An 18862-nucleotide genomic window follows, 5' to 3' on the forward strand; every position below is an offset into this window, starting at 1 on the left:
TTCTTGTCCAGCATCACAAAGAACGAGCAAACCTTGTCGCTTCTAGGAAGCCTAGCCCAGCCTTTCAGACTGGCACGCCGCGAATTACGTGGTGGCCTGAAGGGATTCCGGATTTTTATAGCCTGCCTGGCGCTGGGAGTAGCGACGATCGCAGGGGTCGGGTCGTTGTCCGAGGCGATGCTTTCATCGCTTCGCACGGACGGGCGCGCACTCCTGGGCGGCGACGTTGAGGTTCGATTGATCCATCGTGAGGCCAGCGCGGCAGAGGAGTCCTGGTTCCGTGCCAGCAGCAAGCGCCTCTCGCGTACAGCCGACCTGCGCACCATGGCGCGCAGCGGTCTGCAACCGGATGGCACGACGCAGGGGCGACAGCGGTTGGTCGAGTTGAAAGCGGTTGATGAGACCTACCCGCTGTATGGCGCGTTCAAAAGCGACCCGCAATCAGACCTGCCGGACCTTCTGGCCTATCGAGACGGCCGCTGGGGTGCGCTCGTCGATACCGCTCTGTTGGTGGCGCTGGAAATAGAGGCCGGCGATGCCTTGCGAATCGGTAACGTCGACTATGAGGTTCGCGGTACGGTCAAGCGCGAGCCTGACCGTGCGGCGCGCGCCTTTACCCTGGGGCCGCGGGTGCTTGTGGGGTTGGCCAGCCTCGAAGGAAGTGGGTTGCTGCAGCCGGGGAGCCTCGCCTACCACCACTATCGTCTTGAGCCGCGCGATGGATTGACGCCGGAGCAATGGATAGATGCGACGAAGGAGCGTTTTCCCGAGGCAGGGTGGCGGATCGTCGACGTAGCAGGTGGTGCGCCTGGGATGGAGCGTTTCGTCGAACGTGTCACCCTTTTTATGACTCTGGTTGGGCTGACGGCATTGCTGGTTGGGGGCGTCGGAGTCGCCAACGCCGTGCGCAGCTACCTGGGTGAGAAGCGCAAGGTGATTGCCACCTTGAAGGCGCTCGGCGCCTCGGCCCGTCAGATCTTTTTGACATACCTTCTGCAGATTCTTGCCATCGCCGGACTTGGCATAGCCATAGGGCTCGCCATCGGCGCAGCCGTACCTTTGGCGGTCGGTCCTCTCTTGGCCGACCGGCTTAACCTTTCAAGCTTGGGCGGCCTTTATCCGCAGCCCTTACTGCTTGCCGCCCTGTTTGGGCTGTTGGTGACCCTGTCCTTCTCTCTTTGGCCCCTTGGGCGTGCTCAAGCCGAACGGGCAGCCGGGCTTTTCAGGGAGCAGGGCAGCAGCGAGCGCCGTCTGCCGGCCCCATGGGTTGTGATCGTTACGCTGATGGCCGCGGCAGCACTTGCCGGTCTTGCAATCATCACCTCAACGGACCGCCTGTTCGCGGCGGGGTTTGTAGCCGGATCGGTCGGCAGCCTTTTGGTGTTCCGTCTCGCGGCTGCGGGTGTCATGGCTGCGGCGCGCGCTTTGCCACGCTTTCGTACTGTTGAATTGCGGCTTGCGGTTGCCAGTCTGCACCGCCCAGGCGCTTCGACGGCCAGCGTGGTCGTGTCCTTAGGGTTGGGCCTGACGGTGCTGGTTGCCATCGCATTGATCGAAGGCAACCTTTCTCGTCAAGTGACGGAGCGCATTCCAGAGGAGGCGCCGGGCTTCTACTTTATCGATATACAGCCCGAACAGGCGATGGCCTTCGAGGAAACCGTGCGCAGCGTGCCGGGAGTGGAGCGTATGCAGCGTGTCCCGATGTTGAGAGGCCGCATTACCGCAGTAAACAGGGTGCCACCGGACCAGCTGGACCTGCCATCGGATGTCGCCTGGGTTTTCCAAGGTGATCGCGGACTGACTTGGTCACGGGAAATGCCGCCGGATTCACCGTTGGTCCTGGGTGAATGGTGGACTCCTGACTACAACGGCCCACCCCTGGTTTCACTGGACCACGATGTCGTGGAGGCGTTGGGCCTCGTGCTTGGTGACACCCTTACGGTCAATATCCTGGGGCGTAATGTCGAGGTAGAGATCGCCAACAGCAGGGAGATCGACTGGCAGGATCTGCAGATCGATTTCGTCATGGTGTTCTCGCCGGGCCTGCTCGAGAGCGCACCACAGAGTCAGATCGCGACGGTTACTTTGGACCCGGACCAGGAAGACTACTTGGAAAGGCTGGTCGTCAACCGCTTCCCTAATGTATCGGCTATCCGGGTCAAGGAAGCGCTGGCGCAGGCGGCGGAGTTCTTCGGCAAGGTCGCCGTGGCCATACGGGCGACGGCGGGCTTGACGCTCCTTTCGGGCGTGCTGGTACTAGCGGGGGCTTTCGCGGCGGGTCACCGGCGCCGCGTTTATGATTCCGTTGTTCTGAAGGTGTTGGGTGCGACCCGCCGGCGTGTAGCGACCAGTTTTTTGTTGCAGTACGGGTTGTTGGGGCTGATTACGGCGGCCATTGCCGCGGCCATTGGTTCCTTGGCCGGATATGTCGTGGTGACGCAGGTCATGAAAGCGGAATTTATCTTTCTGCCGATGGCCGTCTTCCCGACGGCACTATTGGCTGCGGCTTTGACCTTGGGGATCGGTTTCGTCGGCACTTGGCGGGCCCTTTCGATCAAACCGGCACCGCTATTGCGCAACGAATAACTGGAAATGCCGCGGGATATTATGGAAATTACGCAACAGGAGTGCGAGAATCTATTGAACGGACGACGGCTTTGACCAATATTTAGGCTCAATCGGTGATGTCACCGAAGGGTTAACGGCATCTGCGGTTAAGCAGGTGGTATGCAGCAGGAGGAAGAATTAGATGCTCGGTCCGAATTCTCAAACCATTTCACGCGGCAGAGCCCAAGCCGCGGGGATTGATGCCGGGCTGCGCAGCTACATGCTGCGGGTCTACAACTATATGTCGCTTGGCGTGGCCTTTACCGGCGCCATTGCCATGATCGTCGCCATGAACCCGCAGTTTGTAATGGCGCTGGCAAGCGGCGGCATCTGGATTCTGTTTATCGGTGTCATTGGCCTGGGCTGGTTTGCGCCCCGAATCATGATGAGCAAGTCGGTTGGCGCGGCACAGGTCTGCTTCTGGGCCTATGCCGGCCTCTGGGGTTTGCTGCTGGGACCCACCTTCTTCGCCTATGCGCAGGTGGACCCGATGCTGTTGGTTCGCGCCTTCTTCATTACCGCGGCGGCCTTTGCCGGGTTGAGTCTCGTTGGCTACACAACGAAGAAAAACTTGGCGCCGATGGGGGCCTTTCTCTCAATGGCGACCATCGGTATCCTGATCGCCCTTTTGGTGAACATCTTCTTCGTGCAGTCCGTAGGCTTCGAGTTGTTCCTCTCGGTCGTGGTCGTGCTGGTGTTCTCCGCCCTTACGGCCTATGAGACACAGATGATCAAGAACATGTACCTGCAGGCAGATGGCCATGACGTGACGATGAAGAAAGCCATCTTCGGCGCGTTCATGCTCTATGGCAGCTTCATCACGCTCTTCATCTGGATTCTCAATATCCTGGGCATGATGCGCGGCGAGTAACAACTGGCGGCAAAATTTGCTGACGGTAAAAGGAAAGGCCCGGCGGATTCCGTCGGGCCTTTTTGCTGACCAAGCCGAAGCGGCGCTAGAGACACAAAAGGACATTAAAAGACACTTAAACGACTTTTTAGTCTTTACCCTTACAGCCCATAGTCCGGCAAAGGCACCGCCGACCGGACGAGGGGGTGTTATGGGAAAGAGCTTTCCGACTTTGGGCATTCTGGGGGTTGGCGTACTCTTGATTGCGGCGGCTCTCGCGCCGAACGCTGTTTACGCACAGGCGTCGGATGTTGTGTGCGGCGGCTGCGTTCATGGCAGCGATATCGCTAACGGAACCATTGGTCCCGGCAAGCTGATTCCGGGTTCGATCAACGCCGCGACCGTGGCCAACAACTCCATCGGCCCCAACAAACTGATTCCGGGTTCGATAAATGCCACGACCATCGCCAACGGCTCAGTCGGCGCAAACAAACTGATTCCGGGTTCGATCAACGCCTCGGTTATCGCAAACGGCGCCGTTACGGCTGCCAAGTTTGCGCCTGGAGCAGTGGCGTCGGCCTTGCTGAAGTCCACTTGGATCGTTAGTCCGGTTGGTACCCAAGCGCAAAACTGCACGCAGCTACAGAGTGTGCTCAGCGCCGCGTCCGGTTTTGCTACGTCTCAAACGCCTCAAGCTCTTTGGGTCGAACCGGGCGTCTATGATTGCGGCTCCGGTGGGATTTCAATTCCCGGCAATATCTCCATACGCGGGGAAAGCTCAACGAACACGACGATCCTGGGGCTGGTGAACAGGGTTGCCGGCCCAAACGTTCAATTGACGGACCTGGCTTTCAGAAGCGACGGTGCTTCCAGCACCCCTGTTCTAGTAAACCAGGGGGTCGCGAACCTCGTGCTGGATAGTGTGTTCATCAGAACAAGCGGTAGTAATTCTGTTGGTATCTTCTTGAGTGGCGGCAACAGCGGCATTGTCGTGCGGGATTCAACCATCGATATTCGGGGTGATTCGAATGCGACGGCGATCTTCTCGTCGAGCGGCGGTTCGCAGGTTCTGGTTCATTCCGTGTCGCTATTCGGCATCGCAGCCGCGCTGGACCTTTGGACCAATGATTTCGTGGCGGTCTTTGCCAGCGGGATTTCGGGGCCGATCCTGACGCAGGCCTCGACGACGGCGCGCTGCATCGGCAGCCTTAGTCTGGCGACGCTCAATCAAATGGGAACATCTTGTATCTAGACGCAACGTCCGCCATCGACCTCAAGAAGGACGCCGGTCAAAAACTCTGCCTCGTCCGAGGCAAGGTATAGTGCGGCGTTAGCGATATCGAGCGGTCGCGACATACGGCCCAATGGTATCGTGGCGGTGAACTTTGCGCGGTTCTCGGGTGTGTCCGGCAATCCCATGAACGTTTCCAGAAGGCCGGTTTCGCCGATCACCGGGCAGATAGCGTTGACGCGGATCTTTTCCGGCGCAAGCTCAACCGCCATGGATTTCGTCAGAATGTTCGCCGCGCCCTTGGATCCGTTATACCAGGTTAGGCCCGGTCGCGGGCGCAGCCCGGCGGTGGAGGTGGTGTTGATAATCACGCCGCCGCCGCCCAAGCGGAACGCCGGAACAGCGGCCAGTGTTGCTAGGTAGATCGCCTTCACGTTGACCGCATAGGTGCGGTCGAAATCCGCCTCTGTGACCTCCATCAAGGGCTGATTTCTGTGACTGAATCCAGCGTTGTTCACCAGAATATCCAAGCGTCCGAAGCGATCCAGGGCCGTCTGAATCATCGTTTCGACATCATCGCGACTTGTAACATCAGCCCGTTGGAACGCCGCCCGCCCTCCCAATTGAGAGAGATTTTGTGCGACCGCCTCGCCGCGGGTTGCGTTCAGGTCCGCAACCACGACCGCGGCGCCTTCCTCGGCGAAACGCTTGGCGATTCCCTCGCCAAATCCAGAGGCTGCACCGGTAATGACGGCGACTTTTTCTTCAAGACGCATGCGAAATCTTCCTACTTTCTATGGAATGGAACCGACCAAGGTCCTGAACACCTACCCAATGCCAAGGCTGCAAACATTGTATGATCACGGGGAGGGGTTAGTGTCGATGAACCGAGACCCATGGTTCCGTCGAGCAGAAACCTAGCGGCAGTGCGCGGGCAACGGGACGCGGTCACGCATAGACTGTTGCTCCATCGCCTTGTAGGCCCCTCCCGACTGCGCTGTGCAGTCAAGCGCTGCGCCGGCTTTGACCGCCACGGCGGAAAGATCCTGATCCCCAAGCGTGCAGTGGGCTATCTCTCGCCCTTGTGCGCCGGTTTGTCCCGTCAGGCTGCAGCGGACCGACTCACCGGCCAGGACAGCCGCCAGTTTTGTTTGCGCCGTATGGCCGTACAGCACACCTGGCTCGGGCGCGTAGATCCCGGCGAGTTGAATATCGAACCCGGCGGCCTGCAGACTATCGCCGCTGGTTACGCGCAAGACGCCACCTTCCAAATAAACGGGCTGGGACGCTGCCGGCAGGGCTGTCAACGCCATGATCATTGCACCAAGGGCAATAAGTGATTTATGCATGGGAACTCCTCGGATCAGTTCGTGTAGGCTTAGGTTTCCACGGCCCCACCGCCGTCGGCACGCTCCCCTCCCCGCGCCCTTTTCTCCGCTGCTATCTGTGCGGTGATAGCGGCCAGAACCTCTTCCGACCATAAGGTAACGACCTCAGGCTCCTTCATGACCTTCAAGCTGCCGTTCCAGAAGTTGCCGTCTGGCAAGATGATGAATCCGCGGCTGTAGCTGCGCCGTTTCTCGCCGGATGCGCTATATAGGTAGAAGCTATCCAGCTCTTTCGAGTGGGGGCCTGCGAGCAAGGGAAGCACCCCGGTCTTGGCATCCATACGCCAGGCGATCACTGGCACCATCCCAACAATTGATCGCCAGGATTCCTTGATCCATTCACGTAAATCCACAGGGTGCGGCGGTTCTGAAAGATCACCTTGAGCAGCCAAGATCTCTTCGCGAATCTGCTTGAAGGCCGTCGGAAAATGAACGGCGGTCATGTAGGTGCCGGGGGCTGCGGGAGTTACGGATTCGTCCATGGATCCTCTCATCTCCTGTCTTTTACGACAATTTACTTGGATGCGGTAGTCTGAAGGGCGGCTGCTTCTAAACCGACCAACCAACCACCGCCCCGGGCGGCCGCAGTGCTTGGTGGAGCTATCAGCCCGGATCTGCGGTAAACCCGACCGATTCTATTGCGGCGACAGCGCAAATTTCATCATTGTCCGACGTGTCGCCCGTCACACCCACCGCACCGATAATCTCACCGGCCGAATCCTTGATCAGAACGCCGCCGGGAACCGGGACGACCGCACCGTTCGCTAGGCCGTTCAGCGCTTGCACGAAGTAAGCCTGCTCTTGGGCCCGCTTGAAAAGTCCGCGCGAGCCCATGCCGACAGCTAGCGCGCCGTAAGCCTTTCCATTGGCGATCTGGTAGCGAAGATTGCTGGCGCCGTCCTGGCGCTCGAAGGCCTTCAAATGACCACCCGCATCCAGCACAACGACGGAAAGCGGCTTCAATTTCAGCGCGGCGCCTTTCTCGAAGGCAACAGCAATGATTTGACGGCATTGATCAAGCGTAAGCGATGGCATGGTGAATATCTCCAGGTGTCGAGTTCTGATAGGCAAGCCGGGCGTTCAAGAACAACCTGGCGTCCAGTGATGCCAAGGCAGAATGCCGGGCCGGTGGAGATATGTCCATCCGGGCGGCCCTTGTTTTTTGCGTCCAATCACCAAGGAAAATGCTCGAAGAAATCATTAACCGGATTAGATATAATATCAGATGCGGGCAACGACCTGTCGTAAGGAGAACCGAGATGACGAAGCGCAACATATTCATGCCACGAGTAACGGCACCCCTGGCGGTTTCCGCATTACTCGTTCTGGCCGCCTGCGGTAGCTCAACGGAAGACCGCACGCTTAGCGGCGCGGGTATCGGCGCTGCTGCCGGTACCGCTGTGGGCGCGGTAACCGGCCTCAGCTTGCTCGAGGGAGCCGCGATCGGCGCGGTGGTCGGGGGCGCCACGGGGGCGCTTACCGATGAATCCGACGTTAATCTCGGCAAGCCGATTTGGAGGGACGGGGCGCAGAGCTCCATGGTCCGCGACACGCAGATCGGATTGAACCGCTTGGGTTACGACGCGGGACCGGCGGATGGCGTTATGGGGCCGCGGACCCGGCAGGCGATCAATACCTTCCAAGCCAACAATGGCTTGCCGGTGGATGGCCGACCCTCCCAATCGTTGCTGGATGAGATCAACCGCCAAAGTTGAGGCCCAAAGAGGGTGAAGGCGCCGCTAGGCGCGGGGCTTGACCGCTGCGGCGTGACTCTGGCTCGTAAGGGGGAATGTTTCTGCTAGACTGACCTTTTGACAACAGAGTGTCAGGGAGGCGGAGACGTGAAATTTTCCATCAGTCACGCTAAGGACGGCGGTTTTGAAGGCAGCGGACTGCGCGGCTTCTTTGAATATCGGGACCTTGGGATCAAAGCGGCCACCGACGGCCGTGTGGGCGCACATGTGATACGCGCAGTTCCTGGGAAGCACGCCAGCGGCGAAGCGCACTTCCATGGGCTGGATTTCCAGATGGTTTACGTTTTGAAGGGCTGGGTGAAGTTCTGGTACGAGGGTGTGGGCGAGGTAATGCTCGAACCGGGCTCTTGCGTTCATCAGCCGCCCGGTATTCATCACCGTGAAGTGGCGCACTCTGATGATCTGGAGCTTATCGAGATCACCCTCCCCGCCGAGTTCGACACGCGAGAGCTTGACGCCGCGCCCTAGACCCCGAAAGGCGGTGTGAATTTCAAGAAGGGATGGTGCCGCCAGGGTGACTCGAACACCCGACCTACGCATTACGAATGCGCCGCTCTACCAGCTGAGCTATGGCGGCCTACCAACCGACGGGGCTTCTTCTAATCTAGGGCGCGCTGTACGTCAATCGTGGGCTGTTATCCGGCGGAGCGGCCCGCTGCCAGTGGTAGCACGGGCTTGGCTGTCGAGTTCCGTCGCGTGGTACCGGTTTCCCCCTCGCCACTCTCATCCACGGCCTCGTCGTCGCTCTCAAGGGGTTGTAAAAGGCTACCACCCACAAAAGCAGGCGCGCGCCAATCAAGGCTGTCGATACTGCCGCAAGCCCGGCAATGGGCGCCCCAGTCCGATGTGGCGGCGCCGCAGTTAGAGCAGACCCACGTGGGGTCGGCCGCAGCCCCCGAGGCGCGCTGAAACCACTGCCGCGCGGCAGCGCTGTTTCCATGCTCTGCCTCTTCAAGTTCTGCCATGAGGCGGCATACGCTTTCGATCGTCTCTAGCTGGGCGGCCTTTTCCAGATGCCGGCGGGCCTCGCCCCAGAGTTCGGCGTCCAAGGCGGCCCGTGCGGCCGACATATGGCTCACGATGTGGTCCGGTTGACCGGACATTAGCTTTTCCAAGCGCCGAACGCGAGCCAGGGGTGCTTCGCCCGGGGCAAGATCGAAGAAGGGCTCCAACAAGCTGGGATGCGGGGCCAAAGTCCAAGATTTCTTCAGTAAACGCTGCGCCTTTCTCTTGCTATCCAAAGCAACCCAGGCCTGCGCCAACAAGGCGGCGGCAGGCGTCAGTGTCGGCGCCAGGCGGTTGGCTTCGCGTAGCTTTGCCGCCGCCTCGTCGTTCTTGCCGGCAGCCAGAAGCGTTCGGCCTTCCTCTGTGAGCAGGACCGCGCGCCGCCTTTTCCACTCTGCGTGGCTCAGGGCGTTGCTGCTCTTCACAAGCGCCAGTGCTTCCGCCGCGCCTTCAAGCCTTCCATGGCGCAATTCCAGATCGAAAAGCGTCTGCGCAACCCAGGGCGTTTCCGGGCGAAGGTCTCGTGCCTGACGGGTATAGCGCAACGCCTTGTCCTCATCGCCTGCCTTCAAGGCTTGATTGACCAAACCGCGAAGGCCGAGAAAGGCAGTTTCCTCCCGCTCAAGCATGGCTAAGAAATAGCGCTCGGCGGCAGCTTCATCCCCGTTCAATTGCGCAGCTTGCGCTGAGAGCAGCAGCGTCAAGGGGGGCTCATCCAACAAACGATTGGCGCGGGTTGCCAGCTTCCGGGCCTCCTCGGGGTCACCGGCGGCGACCGCCACCATGCCCTGTGTCAGTGCCAAATATCCACGCTCGCGCCTGCCGTCGCGCAAGCCCTGACGAATGGATCCCGGTGCCCGTCGGAGTGTTGCCAGGAATCGATACAGCAGGGTCCCGGCTATCATCAGCAGGAATACTGCGAGCAAAAGAACACCTACGGAGGAATCGATTCTGTAGCCCAACCATTCCACGGACACCCGTCCAGGCCGCTCGACAAGCCAGATCGCCGCTGCGATGACAATCGCCAGCTTTATGAAGAAGAAGAGTATCGCGCGCATGGCTGGCCTCTCCTTCAATTATTTGCTGGTGCCGAGGACAGCTCGGCTAGGAACACTTCAGTCGCTGCGGCAAGCCGCATCTCGGCTTCCAGGCGCCGTTTTGCCTCTTCCAGCCAGGGCAGCGCTGCCTCCGCCGACAAACCCTCCAATCCTTCGATTTGGGTCACTGCGCCGGCAAGATTGCCGCCCTCCAGCGCCTTTTCGGCGCGCGCGACCCGCGCCGCCGTGCCATCGCCTGTCGCCTCGGCAGATAGCGGCCGGACCGTCACCACCCGCGCCAGACGACGCTTGATGCCAGCCAGCAGGCCATCGCTTTCGCCTTCGCCCGCCGCCGCTGCGACGATGGCTTGGGACGTGTCTTCAAAAGACCTCTGTAGAGTTACAATACGGGGCACGCCGGTTACCGCAAAGGGCTCCAAGGCGGCTAGCTCCAGCGAGACAGCCGGACGGTTGCTTGCCGCAGCGCTGCGGGCGCTGTCCAGTAGCGATTTGAACGCGTCACCTAGCAGGATTGCTTCGCGCAGACGGCCGAGTGACAGCGTCAAAATCAGATCGTCGGTCGAAACCGGTCGGACGACCTGATGGCTCTCGATGCGGTCAAGCCGCGCGGAAACCTTGGAAAGCTCGACCTGCAGGCGTTCGGCAAGGCGGGCATCCAGGGCCTGTAGATTTGATTCGCTAACACCGCCGCTGCTTTCCGCGAGTGCGCGCGCAGCTTCTTCCCGCGCTGCATTGGCCGCAGCCTTTGCTACGCCGACTTCAGCCTCCAGCTTGGCGAGGTCCGTCGCCAGCGACGGTAGGGCCTCAAGTTTGCTGATTCGGGCCTCGAATCGGTCCAAGGACCGGTCATTGCCAACGGAACCATCGATCGCTGGCAGCCACAAACCGCGCGCCATTACCGTGATGCCGACGATCACCAACACGGCTAGAGCGCCCAGCACAAAGGCGGAAAAGGAAAAGCCGTTTCCGTGGGGAGCGCTCGGCTTCGTGCCGGCAGCCGCGGCCTCAGGTCTTTCCGCGATGTTATCGGCAACGTCTGCCTCAGCGATTGCTGCCGCCTCATCGTCCGCGCCGGTCCAGGCGACCGACGCTGTGTCGGAACTGCCAGCATAGCTTGACGCTTTGGCATCGCTTTCCGCCGGTCCCGCGGAGTCAGCCGCGGGCGGATGGGCGCTTGCGGTTAAAACCTCAGGGGCAAGGGAAATGCCTTCCTCGGCAACGATTTTGCGAATCAATTCATGCCTGGCCTCGGGAATCGCCAGACGTTCCTTCCAGCCCTGGACAGTGCTTGCGGCGACGCCAAGCTTCTGCGCCATCGGACGAATGCCGCCGAAGGCCTCTATAACTTCCAAAGCCGCCGCCGTCTTGCCGCTGTCCTTATGGTCCATGGCCACTTGCCCCTCGTACCGTTAATCCTTGGTGCTTCTGAATTTCACCTGGGTTCTAGCGTGTTCAGCAAGTCCAGGAGTGAATCGCGACTGGGATGAGGCGCCGTCAGAATCTCCGCCCAAGCCAGCGCTCTCGCTGCTTGCGCAATTGCGTCGCTCAGGCAAAGCGCGACAAGCCCTGTACAGGTCTCCGCCAAGCCGTCCCGTTCAGCTAAGCATACAAAGCTCAAGGCCGTACGGGGAGAGAAAAATAATACCGCCTCTAATTGGCGAGATTCCAGGGCCGCACGTACGTACGGCGGAAAGGCGTGCGCCATATGAGCTTCGTAGAGAGCCACGGAGGTAGCCGCAAAGCCCTTTTCACGCAACGCTGCGGCTAGATCGAACGCCCGGTGCTTGCCACAAGCATGCAGAATCCGAGCGGTTTCCGGCCGCAGCGTTCTTTGAAGCTGCGCATAGAGGGTTGCCGCATCGCCGTTCGCGCTGAAAACGCGCTTGAAACCATAGGCTTGCGCCATGGCGGCGGTGGCGTCACCAACGGTATGGACCGGGAGGTCGCGTGCCGTGGCGCAGCGTTCGGCAAACATTCGCACGCCGTTGACGCTGGTGAAAACCAGGTCTGTGACGCCAGACAGGTCAATCGGCGTATCCAAAGGACCGATCTCCAGGAGCGGCGCAACCAGAACCTCGTGACCTTTGGCTTCGAGGCTGGCTGCCAGCGCCGCGCTGTCCGGCTGCGGCCGGGTCACGAGAATTCGCATGGCTTTAGAACCCAAGCTGACTGAAGAACTCTTCCGGTGCCTTGGACCGCAAGATGTGACCGGCCTCCTCGCCAATCTCTCGCGCCTGTGTCATTTCGCCAAACAGTTCACACTGTATGACCTGGGTGCCGTCAAGCAAGGCGATCAAAGCGCGCAGGCGTAATCGATTGTCCTCTGTACGTTCAGCAAGGCCGGCTATGGGCGTATGGCAAGAGCCGTCCAGAACCTCTAAACAGGCCCGTTCGGCGGTAACCATTGTTGCGCTCTCGACATCGTTCAGGGGCGCTATGATATCCCGCGTACGATTGTCGCCCGCACGCACCTCCAAACCTATGGCGCCCTGGCCCACCGCCGGCAGCATTTCCTCGCAAGTCAGAATCGGTGGCAATTCCATGCCCAGTCGGATCAAACCAGCGGCCGCCAGTAGCGTTGCGTCGACCTCTCCGGCATGCATTTTCCGCAACCGGGTTTCGACGTTTCCGCGCAGTGGTGCAATGGTTAGATCAGGCCGGGCTGCGAGGACCTGCGATTGACGTCTGAGACTGGCCGTGCCGACGACCGCGCCCGCTTTCAGATCGGCAAGAGATTTTTCTCCATTGCGGGCAAAGAACACATCCCTTGGATCCTCTCGCGGCAGGATCGTCGGAATCACCAGTCCATCAGGTAGCACCGTTGGCATATCTTTCATGCAGTGAACCGCCATATCAATGGTGCCATCGAGGAGCGCCTCCTCGATCTCCTTGGTGAAGAGCCCTTTGCCGCCAATTTCAGCCAACAGGCGATCTTGGACCCGGTCGCCGGTTGTCCTGACGACCACGATCTCCGTGCGGCCCTCCTCACCCCAGACCGGATTCAGCTCGGTCAAACGCCGCCGTACCTCCTCGGCTTGAACCAGAGCCAGCGGCGAGCCGCGGGTGCCAATTTTCAATGTTCCTTCACTCATGGAGGTAGCTTTAAGAGCAACGAGGATGATCTGCAAGCGGTGAAGGCTTGGACCCGAGCGCAACAGCCCCTATCTTTGCCCGATGAGAGTTCTGGGACTGGAAACAAGTTGCGACGAGACCGCGGCCGCCATAGTGGATGACGGACGCAGAATTCTGTCCAATCGCGTACTATCACAATTGGCTGAACACCGGCCTTACGGCGGCGTGGTGCCGGAGATTGCCGCTCGTAGTCATCTGGATCACCTCGATCGTTTGATTGCCGAAGCGTTGGACGAGGCGGGGATGCGGCTAGAGGAGTTGGATGGTATCGCCGCAACCGCAGGGCCGGGACTGATCGGCGGCGTGTTTGTCGGCGTCCTGACCGCCAAAGCTATCGCTGCGGCCCGGCGCCTGCCGTTCCTGGCCGTGAATCATCTCGAGGGGCATGCATTGACTGTCCGGCTGACGGACGGCATCGCGTTTCCGTATCTTCTTTTGCTGATCTCCGGTGGGCACTGCCAGTTGCTGGCGGTCGAGGGTGTTGGAAAGTATCGCCGCTATGGCTCGACAATTGACGATGCGGTCGGCGAGGCCTTCGACAAGACGGCAAAGATGCTTGGGCTTGGTTATCCAGGAGGGCCGGCGGTCGAGCGCGCGGCGGCGGGTGGCAAGGCGGGCTGCTTCACTTTGCCGCGCCCGATGAAAGGCCGACCGGAGCTTGATTTCTCGTTTTCAGGCTTGAAAACGGCGCTGCGTCAGCAAGCGGAATCATTGAACCTGGAAGACGCGCAGGCGGTCAGCGACCTGGCCGCGGAGTTTCAGCAGGCCGTTGCGGAAGTGTTGTCCGACCGGGTGACCGGAGCATTGCGGCGTTTTGCTCGGGAAACCGGACAGCCAGGCCCGCTGGTCGTGGCTGGCGGCGTGGCCTCCAACCTGACCTTGCGCAGCGCTCTGGAGGAAACCGCGGCTGCGGCCGGCTCCGGGTTTCATGCGCCGCCGCCGGCGCTTTGCACAGATAACGGCGCCATGATTGCTTGGGCCGGGTTGGAGCGCTTACAGCTTGGGCTGGTCGATCCTTTGGATTTTGCGCCGCGGCCGCGCTGGCCCCTGGATGATCCAACCCTTGCCCGGGACGCCTGAAATGCGCCTGACTCGAGAACAAACGAACTTGGCGGTCGCCTTGCTCGGCGGTAGCGTCAGCGGCTTGCTGGGAGTGCGGATCGGCGACCCGCTTGAGCGAATCTTCGGCAACGGCGGCTTTCCCGGCGACAACTGGCTCGCGCTGCTGTATCCGCAGTTTTGGGTCCTGTCGCTGATCTTTGCAGGTGTCGGATATTGGATTCTCCATCGGCTTTGGCCCTACGCGGGACGCCGGTTACTTTTGATCTTTCCCAGCAGCGTATTGAGCTATTGGGTGGCCTACATTGTGGCGCTCGAGATTGGCGGCGTATCTGAGTCCCTGGCTGCAGGCGGTGCAATTGCCGGCGCGCTGGGCGCGATTATCACCCTGGGTCCGTTTTTCTGTTCGGTGAGATTGCCGCATCTTGCCAAACGGTTGGGCCTCGCGGCCCTTGCAGGTGCCGTCGCCGGGACTGCGGTCGAGCTGATCCCGGTATTCGAATTGACGGGCCTTTATGCTGTCCACGTCCTGTGGCAGTCATCGGTGCTCGCTAGCTTGATGGCTTGGCCGGAGCAGCGCGCATCATGACGACAATCGGCATCGTGGGGGCAGGGGCCTGGGGTACGGCGTTGGCGCAGGTGGCGGCAGCGGCTGGAAACAACACGCGATTGTGGGGTCGCGATCAAGAACTGATCGATACGATGATCCAAGCCGGGCAGAATGTGCGCTATCTGCCGGATGTACCGCTGTTGCCTGAGATTGCGCCAACCGCCCTTATGACCGATCTCGCCGACTGCGATCTGCTGGTAATCGTCGTCCCAGCGCAAGCCACCCGCGCCATTCTTGCGGCGTTGCGGCCCGTCATCCGCAATAACGCCGCCTTGTTGCTTGCTGCAAAAGGGGTTGAGCAAAAGACCCTCGCGCTGATGAGCGAGGTCGCGGCCCAAGAGCTGCCCGGACACAGCTGTGCGGTGTTATCGGGTCCAACCTTTGCTGGTGAAGTCGCACGGGGGCTGCCGACCGCAGTGACCTTGGCTTCCGCGACACTGACGAGGGCCGAAGCACTGGCAGCGCAGCTTGGTACGCGGAGCTTTCGCCCCTACGCGAGCGACGATCCGATCGGGGCGGAAATCGGCGGCGCGGTCAAAAACGTGCTGGCTATCGCCTGTGGTATTGTCGAAGGGCTGGGACTGGGGGAGAATGCGCGCAGCGCGTTGATCACGCGGGGCTTGGCGGAAGTAACCCGTCTTGCTGTCGCGAAAGGAGGCCGCCCTGCAACCCTGATGGGTTTGAGCGGATTGGGCGACATCACGCTTTCCTGTAACTCCCGACAGTCCCGCAACTTCAGCCTGGGATACTGTGTGGCTAGCGGTGAGAGCCGGTCATCGCTGCTTACGGAGGGGTACTATTCAGCGCCTGCGGTCCTTGGGTTGGCCAAGTCGTTAAACGTTGAGATGCCGATCTGCGAAGCCGTTCATGCAGTCCTTCACGACGGGGCTGCGTTAGCGCCGCAGATAGAGCGCCTGCTCTCGCGTCCGTTACGCAACGAATAGGGACCGACAGGACGTTGCTTTTTGTCGCCGGTTTCAGTCCTCCTGGGCGAAAGCCAGGTAATCGCGGCTCAGATCGCGCACCGCCACATTGTAAAGTTCCTCACCCGCTTCAACTGAAGCCAGAGCAGGATTCGAACCAATTCGGCCATCGGCGAAACGGCGGCGGTAATCATCGGCGTCGTAAATCGGGCCGTTGGGTGCAATTTCCGGCGTCATGGCGACCTTCTTTACGAAGTCTGGATAAGCGAAGTAAGTAAGCGAGACTTCCGAACAGGTGGCGTGGCTTCCCTCTGCCGCGCCAAAACGGCGCTTGGAAACCTCCGCCACACCCTCTGCGTCCCACCAGTTGCGGAGCTTGCAGCGCAGCGCCGGCCGATTGTGTCCCGCCGTTCCCAGGCTGCTTTCGGCATAGATTTCAGAGAAAGCAGCCGTGACCGTGGCGATGTTGCCGCCGTGGCCGTTTAAGAAGTAGATGCGGTCGAACCCGTGGCGCGCAAGGGAGTTGACCTGATCCTGCACGACCGCCATCAAGGTCGAAGGCCGGAGGGTTATGGATCCGGCAAACCCCAGATGATGCTGAGCCATGCCGACGGAGATCGTGGGGGCGACGAGAGCCCCTGTAGTCTCACCGATCCCCTGCGCCAAAACCTGCGGGCAAAGCGCATCTGTGCCAATGAAGCCATTGGGGCCGTGCTGCTCGGTCGAACCGATGGGGATGATGATGGCGGAAGAACGCTTGAGGTAGCTTTCAACTTCCTGCCAGGTCGCTGTTTGTAGCTGCATGATTGGGTCCGAGTCCTTCAGTAGTTACCGCCGGCCGCCGGCCATGCGGTGTGAATCCCGATGCAAACGCAGGCGCCACATGGCCACGACACCGAGGAAGGGTCCAATGGCCAGCGGCATGAAGGCGTAGTGCCATCCCAAAGAGTCGACCCACACCGGCATCAGATGAATCGTGACCAAGGTCAGTGTGAAGCCAACCGCTGTCTGCAAGGTCAGCATTGTGCCTACCAGAAAGCGGTTCGACAACTCCGCGACGGCGGCTGAGAATTGCGCTGAATCGGCCACGATGGAAATACCCCAAACGATGCAGAGCGGCACCAGCAACCAGGGGGACGCGCCGAACAGCAGGCCGACTGTCAAAGCACAAGCGCCGCTTACTGTCATGGCAGCCATAGTCAGGGCCGTCCGGCCGATGCGATCGGCAAGATAGCCACCCGCCAGACAGCCAACGGCTCCGGCGCCAATGGTGGCGAAGGTTGCGAGCTTGGCGGCGGTCGCGCTGTCGTCCCCCACGTTGCCATTCCCTGCGCCCCACAGTTCGAAGGACGCCGAAAGGAAGACACCGATCCAAGCCCACATGGCATAGAGTTCCCACATATGTCCCAGATATCCGAAATTCGTCAGCCTCAGCGGCTTGATTCGCCAGGCCCAAAGCATGTTGTCCGGTCGAAATCGGGGTGCGGCGGTGACATTCGGGCCCATCGTGAAAAAGTGTATAGAGACGGCCGCCGCAACCGCCGACATCGATGCGGTACCCAACGTAAAGCGCCAGTCCAGCCCGCCCATCGCGTTGAAAAGGTGTGGCGCCGCCGAACCTAGCGTCAAGGCGCCAACCAAAAGGCCGACCAGCAGTCCCATATCGCCTTTGGCCCAAGAAGCGGCCATCTTCATGCCGACGGGGTAAACACCGGCCATGGCGGCGCCCGTGATGAACCGGAAGAGCGGCACGATGGGCGAGGTGGGTTCGACCAGCAGCAATCCGGCATTGGCCAGCGCGGCTGTGATTGCCGCGCCGGAGAAGAAGCGGCGAGCGTCTAGGCGATCAGCCAGGCCGAAGAAGGCGCTGGCCAGGCTTCCGCAAACAAACCCCACCTGCACGGCTGAGGTGAAGAGGGATTGCTGGAAGGGACTTAGATCGTACTGGGCCGTCAGTACGGGCAGAACGGCAGAGGCGGAGAACCATAGAGCCATTGCGGCAACCTCCGACAGTGCCAGCAACAATAGCGCAGGCCATTTCGTTCCGATCAGGAAACCTCTCCTCAAATGTCCGCTCTTCGCCTGGTCTTTACCCGATTGGGAGCCGGCGAAAAACCCTGTTCGAGCGGACGCTGTCCCTCACCCGGTTGATTCCCTACAGCTTTTGGTTATCACTTGAGGCGCTAGCTTGCATCATGCCTGCGCACTGGGTTTCTCACAAAAGCGCGATGATTTTTCCCAGGCCGTGTGTGTTGCAGGCATCAGAGGGGCGAATTTGGGGGCGATCGAAGGGAAGGAAGACAGTATGGCCTATTGGCTGATCAAATCGGAACCGGGCGCTTGGTCGTGGGACGATCAGGTGCGTGACGGTACAACGCACTGGAACGGTGTGCGTAACTACCAGGCGTCGAACAATCTCAAGGCCATGAAGATCGGCGATCTGTGTTTCTTTTATCACTCCGTAAACGAGAAGCGGATCGTCGGAATTGTCGAGGTGGTGAAGGAATACTACCCTGATGACAGCGATCCTTCCGGCCGTTTCGGAATGGTCGACGTCAAGATGGTGGAGCCGATTGCCAACCCCGTGACGCTGGCGCAAATCAAAGCGACCGAAGCGCTGGCTGACATGCCCCTTATCCGACAGTCCCGATTGTCCGTCATGCCGGTCACGAAGGCGCAGTGGGAATTGATCCTAAAGATGGGCAGCAAGAAGGCTTGATCCAGGAATGGTTTCGCCACGCTATCTTTGCCATCGGCACGACATTGAGGACGGTGAAGCCAAGGGGTTCACCTTCGGTAGCGGCGATTCGAGGTGGGAGATATTCGTGGTTCGCGAGGGCGAAGCGCTTTTCGGGTATGTGAATTCCTGCCCGCATATCGGGACGCCGTTGGATTGGGTGCCCGACCAGTTCATGAGCGCGGACGGCTCCTACATACTCTGTGCGACCCATGGCGCACTGTTCGAGGTGGAGACAGGCCATTGTATTTCCGGCCCCTGCGCCGGTTCGAATCTGAAGCCCGTTGCGTTGCGTGTCGATGATGAAGGGGCGGTCCACCTTAGCGCGCCCGATCCTGCAGATTCCGAAGCGCATTGACGCAGGATGCGGGCGCCTCCTTGTCTCGTGAGACATTTCCCGTTTTAATCGCCAAAGAATGAAACGGGCTGCGGCGCCTTTGGCGTTCCTTAAGATCCCCGATGGTCTCTCGGGGTTGGGCGACGGCAGCAGAAAACCAGACGAGGAAAC

Annotated in this window: 20 protein-coding genes and 1 tRNA gene; 10 read left to right on the top strand and 11 right to left on the bottom strand. The window is 60.3% G+C overall.

What is annotated here, in order from left to right; genetic code table 11:
* The first annotated feature begins 3 nt into the window (after window positions 1–3).
* The 3 genes from FHR98_RS01785 (at window position 4) to FHR98_RS01795 (ending at window position 4709) form a co-directional block, all read left to right on the top strand.
* Window positions 4–2586, top strand: a complete 2583-nt coding sequence (locus tag FHR98_RS01785; protein WP_246377309.1) for an ABC transporter permease — start codon at window positions 4–6, stop codon at window positions 2584–2586.
* 163 nt (window positions 2587–2749) lie between these two features.
* Window positions 2750–3478: a Bax inhibitor-1/YccA family protein gene (locus FHR98_RS01790; RefSeq protein ID WP_183414907.1), complete on the top strand. Its 729-nt coding sequence runs from the start codon at window positions 2750–2752 to the stop codon at window positions 3476–3478.
* A 190-nt stretch (window positions 3479–3668) separates the two neighbouring features.
* A complete protein-coding gene (locus tag FHR98_RS01795; protein ID WP_183414908.1) occupies window positions 3669–4709 on the top strand; it encodes a hypothetical protein in 1041 nt (346 codons plus the stop codon).
* Here FHR98_RS01795 and FHR98_RS01800 read toward each other — a convergent pair.
* The 4 genes from FHR98_RS01800 to FHR98_RS01815 all read right to left on the bottom strand — a co-directional run bounded on the left by FHR98_RS01800 (window position 4706) and on the right by FHR98_RS01815 (window position 7111).
* Window positions 4706–5464 (bottom strand): SDR family oxidoreductase, encoded by a 759-nt coding sequence (locus FHR98_RS01800; protein ID WP_183414909.1) that lies wholly within the window; start codon window positions 5462–5464, stop codon window positions 4706–4708. The genes FHR98_RS01795 and FHR98_RS01800 overlap by 4 nt on opposite strands.
* 141 nt (window positions 5465–5605) lie before the next feature.
* A complete protein-coding gene (locus FHR98_RS01805) occupies window positions 5606–6037 on the bottom strand; it encodes a thermonuclease family protein (RefSeq protein ID WP_183414910.1) in 432 nt (143 codons plus the stop codon).
* A 29-nt stretch (window positions 6038–6066) separates the two neighbouring features.
* Entirely contained in the window at window positions 6067–6558 is a 492-nt protein-coding gene (locus tag FHR98_RS01810; RefSeq protein WP_183414911.1) for a hypothetical protein, read from the bottom strand.
* A 121-nt stretch (window positions 6559–6679) separates the two neighbouring features.
* Window positions 6680–7111 carry a GlcG/HbpS family heme-binding protein gene (locus tag FHR98_RS01815; RefSeq protein ID WP_183414912.1) on the bottom strand — a complete coding sequence of 144 codons (432 nt, stop codon included), beginning with the start codon at window positions 7109–7111 and terminating at the stop codon, window positions 6680–6682.
* Between the two features lie 224 nt (window positions 7112–7335).
* Between FHR98_RS01815 and FHR98_RS01820 the strand changes: the two genes are divergently transcribed.
* Together FHR98_RS01820 and FHR98_RS01825 are read left to right on the top strand one after the other, a co-directional pair.
* Window positions 7336–7791: a peptidoglycan-binding domain-containing protein gene (locus tag FHR98_RS01820; protein ID WP_183414913.1), complete on the top strand. Its 456-nt coding sequence runs from the start codon at window positions 7336–7338 to the stop codon at window positions 7789–7791.
* A gap of 126 nt (window positions 7792–7917) precedes the next feature.
* Entirely contained in the window at window positions 7918–8298 is a 381-nt protein-coding gene (locus tag FHR98_RS01825; protein ID WP_183414914.1) for a cupin domain-containing protein, read from the top strand.
* 33 nt (window positions 8299–8331) lie between these two features.
* Here the strand turns inward: FHR98_RS01825 and FHR98_RS01830 are convergent.
* The 5 genes from FHR98_RS01830 to hemC form a co-directional block, all read right to left on the bottom strand.
* Window positions 8332–8407 (bottom strand) — tRNA-Thr (locus FHR98_RS01830).
* Between the two features lie 58 nt (window positions 8408–8465).
* Window positions 8466–9893 (bottom strand): heme biosynthesis protein HemY, encoded by a 1428-nt coding sequence (locus FHR98_RS01835; protein ID WP_183414915.1) that lies wholly within the window; start codon window positions 9891–9893, stop codon window positions 8466–8468.
* 14 nt (window positions 9894–9907) lie between these two features.
* Window positions 9908–11281 (bottom strand): COG4223 family protein, encoded by a 1374-nt coding sequence (locus FHR98_RS01840; RefSeq protein WP_183414916.1) that lies wholly within the window; start codon window positions 11279–11281, stop codon window positions 9908–9910.
* Between the two features lie 44 nt (window positions 11282–11325).
* Window positions 11326–12042 (bottom strand): uroporphyrinogen-III synthase, encoded by a 717-nt coding sequence (locus FHR98_RS01845; RefSeq protein WP_183414917.1) that lies wholly within the window; start codon window positions 12040–12042, stop codon window positions 11326–11328.
* A 4-nt stretch (window positions 12043–12046) separates the two neighbouring features.
* A complete protein-coding gene (gene hemC / locus FHR98_RS01850) occupies window positions 12047–12985 on the bottom strand; it encodes a hydroxymethylbilane synthase (protein ID WP_183414918.1) in 939 nt (312 codons plus the stop codon).
* An 82-nt stretch (window positions 12986–13067) separates the two neighbouring features.
* Here hemC and tsaD point away from each other — a divergent pair, with 82 nt between their 5' ends.
* From tsaD to FHR98_RS01865, 3 genes are read left to right on the top strand one after another with little or no spacing between them, the layout of a single operon-like run.
* Window positions 13068–14105, top strand: coding sequence for a tRNA (adenosine(37)-N6)-threonylcarbamoyltransferase complex transferase subunit TsaD (tsaD, locus tag FHR98_RS01855; RefSeq protein ID WP_183414919.1), 1038 nt, complete (start codon window positions 13068–13070; stop codon window positions 14103–14105).
* Window position 14106: 1 nt separating this feature from the next.
* Window positions 14107–14673: a hypothetical protein gene (locus FHR98_RS01860; RefSeq protein ID WP_183414920.1), complete on the top strand. Its 567-nt coding sequence runs from the start codon at window positions 14107–14109 to the stop codon at window positions 14671–14673.
* Complete coding sequence (locus FHR98_RS01865; protein WP_183414921.1) at window positions 14670–15638, top strand: NAD(P)H-dependent glycerol-3-phosphate dehydrogenase; 969 nt, start codon at window positions 14670–14672, stop codon at window positions 15636–15638. The genes FHR98_RS01860 and FHR98_RS01865 overlap by 4 nt, the downstream gene beginning before the upstream one ends.
* A gap of 33 nt (window positions 15639–15671) precedes the next feature.
* Here FHR98_RS01865 and FHR98_RS01870 read toward each other — a convergent pair whose 3' ends face one another.
* Window positions 15672–16421 (bottom strand): creatininase family protein, encoded by a 750-nt coding sequence (locus tag FHR98_RS01870; protein WP_183414922.1) that lies wholly within the window; start codon window positions 16419–16421, stop codon window positions 15672–15674.
* 24 nt (window positions 16422–16445) lie between these two features.
* Complete coding sequence (locus FHR98_RS01875; RefSeq protein ID WP_246377312.1) at window positions 16446–17684, bottom strand: MFS transporter; 1239 nt, start codon at window positions 17682–17684, stop codon at window positions 16446–16448.
* Between the two features lie 238 nt (window positions 17685–17922).
* Here FHR98_RS01875 and FHR98_RS01880 point away from each other — a divergent pair, with 238 nt between their 5' ends.
* Together FHR98_RS01880 and FHR98_RS01885 are read left to right on the top strand one after the other, a co-directional pair.
* Window positions 17923–18336 carry an EVE domain-containing protein gene (locus tag FHR98_RS01880; RefSeq protein ID WP_183414923.1) on the top strand — a complete coding sequence of 138 codons (414 nt, stop codon included), beginning with the start codon at window positions 17923–17925 and terminating at the stop codon, window positions 18334–18336.
* Window positions 18337–18343: 7 nt separating this feature from the next.
* A complete protein-coding gene (locus tag FHR98_RS01885) occupies window positions 18344–18712 on the top strand; it encodes a Rieske (2Fe-2S) protein (protein WP_183414924.1) in 369 nt (122 codons plus the stop codon).
* Window positions 18713–18862: the final 150 nt, after the last annotated feature.

Source organism: Limibacillus halophilus (assembly GCF_014191775.1).
GTDB lineage: Bacteria > Pseudomonadota > Alphaproteobacteria > Kiloniellales > CECT-8803 > Limibacillus > Limibacillus halophilus.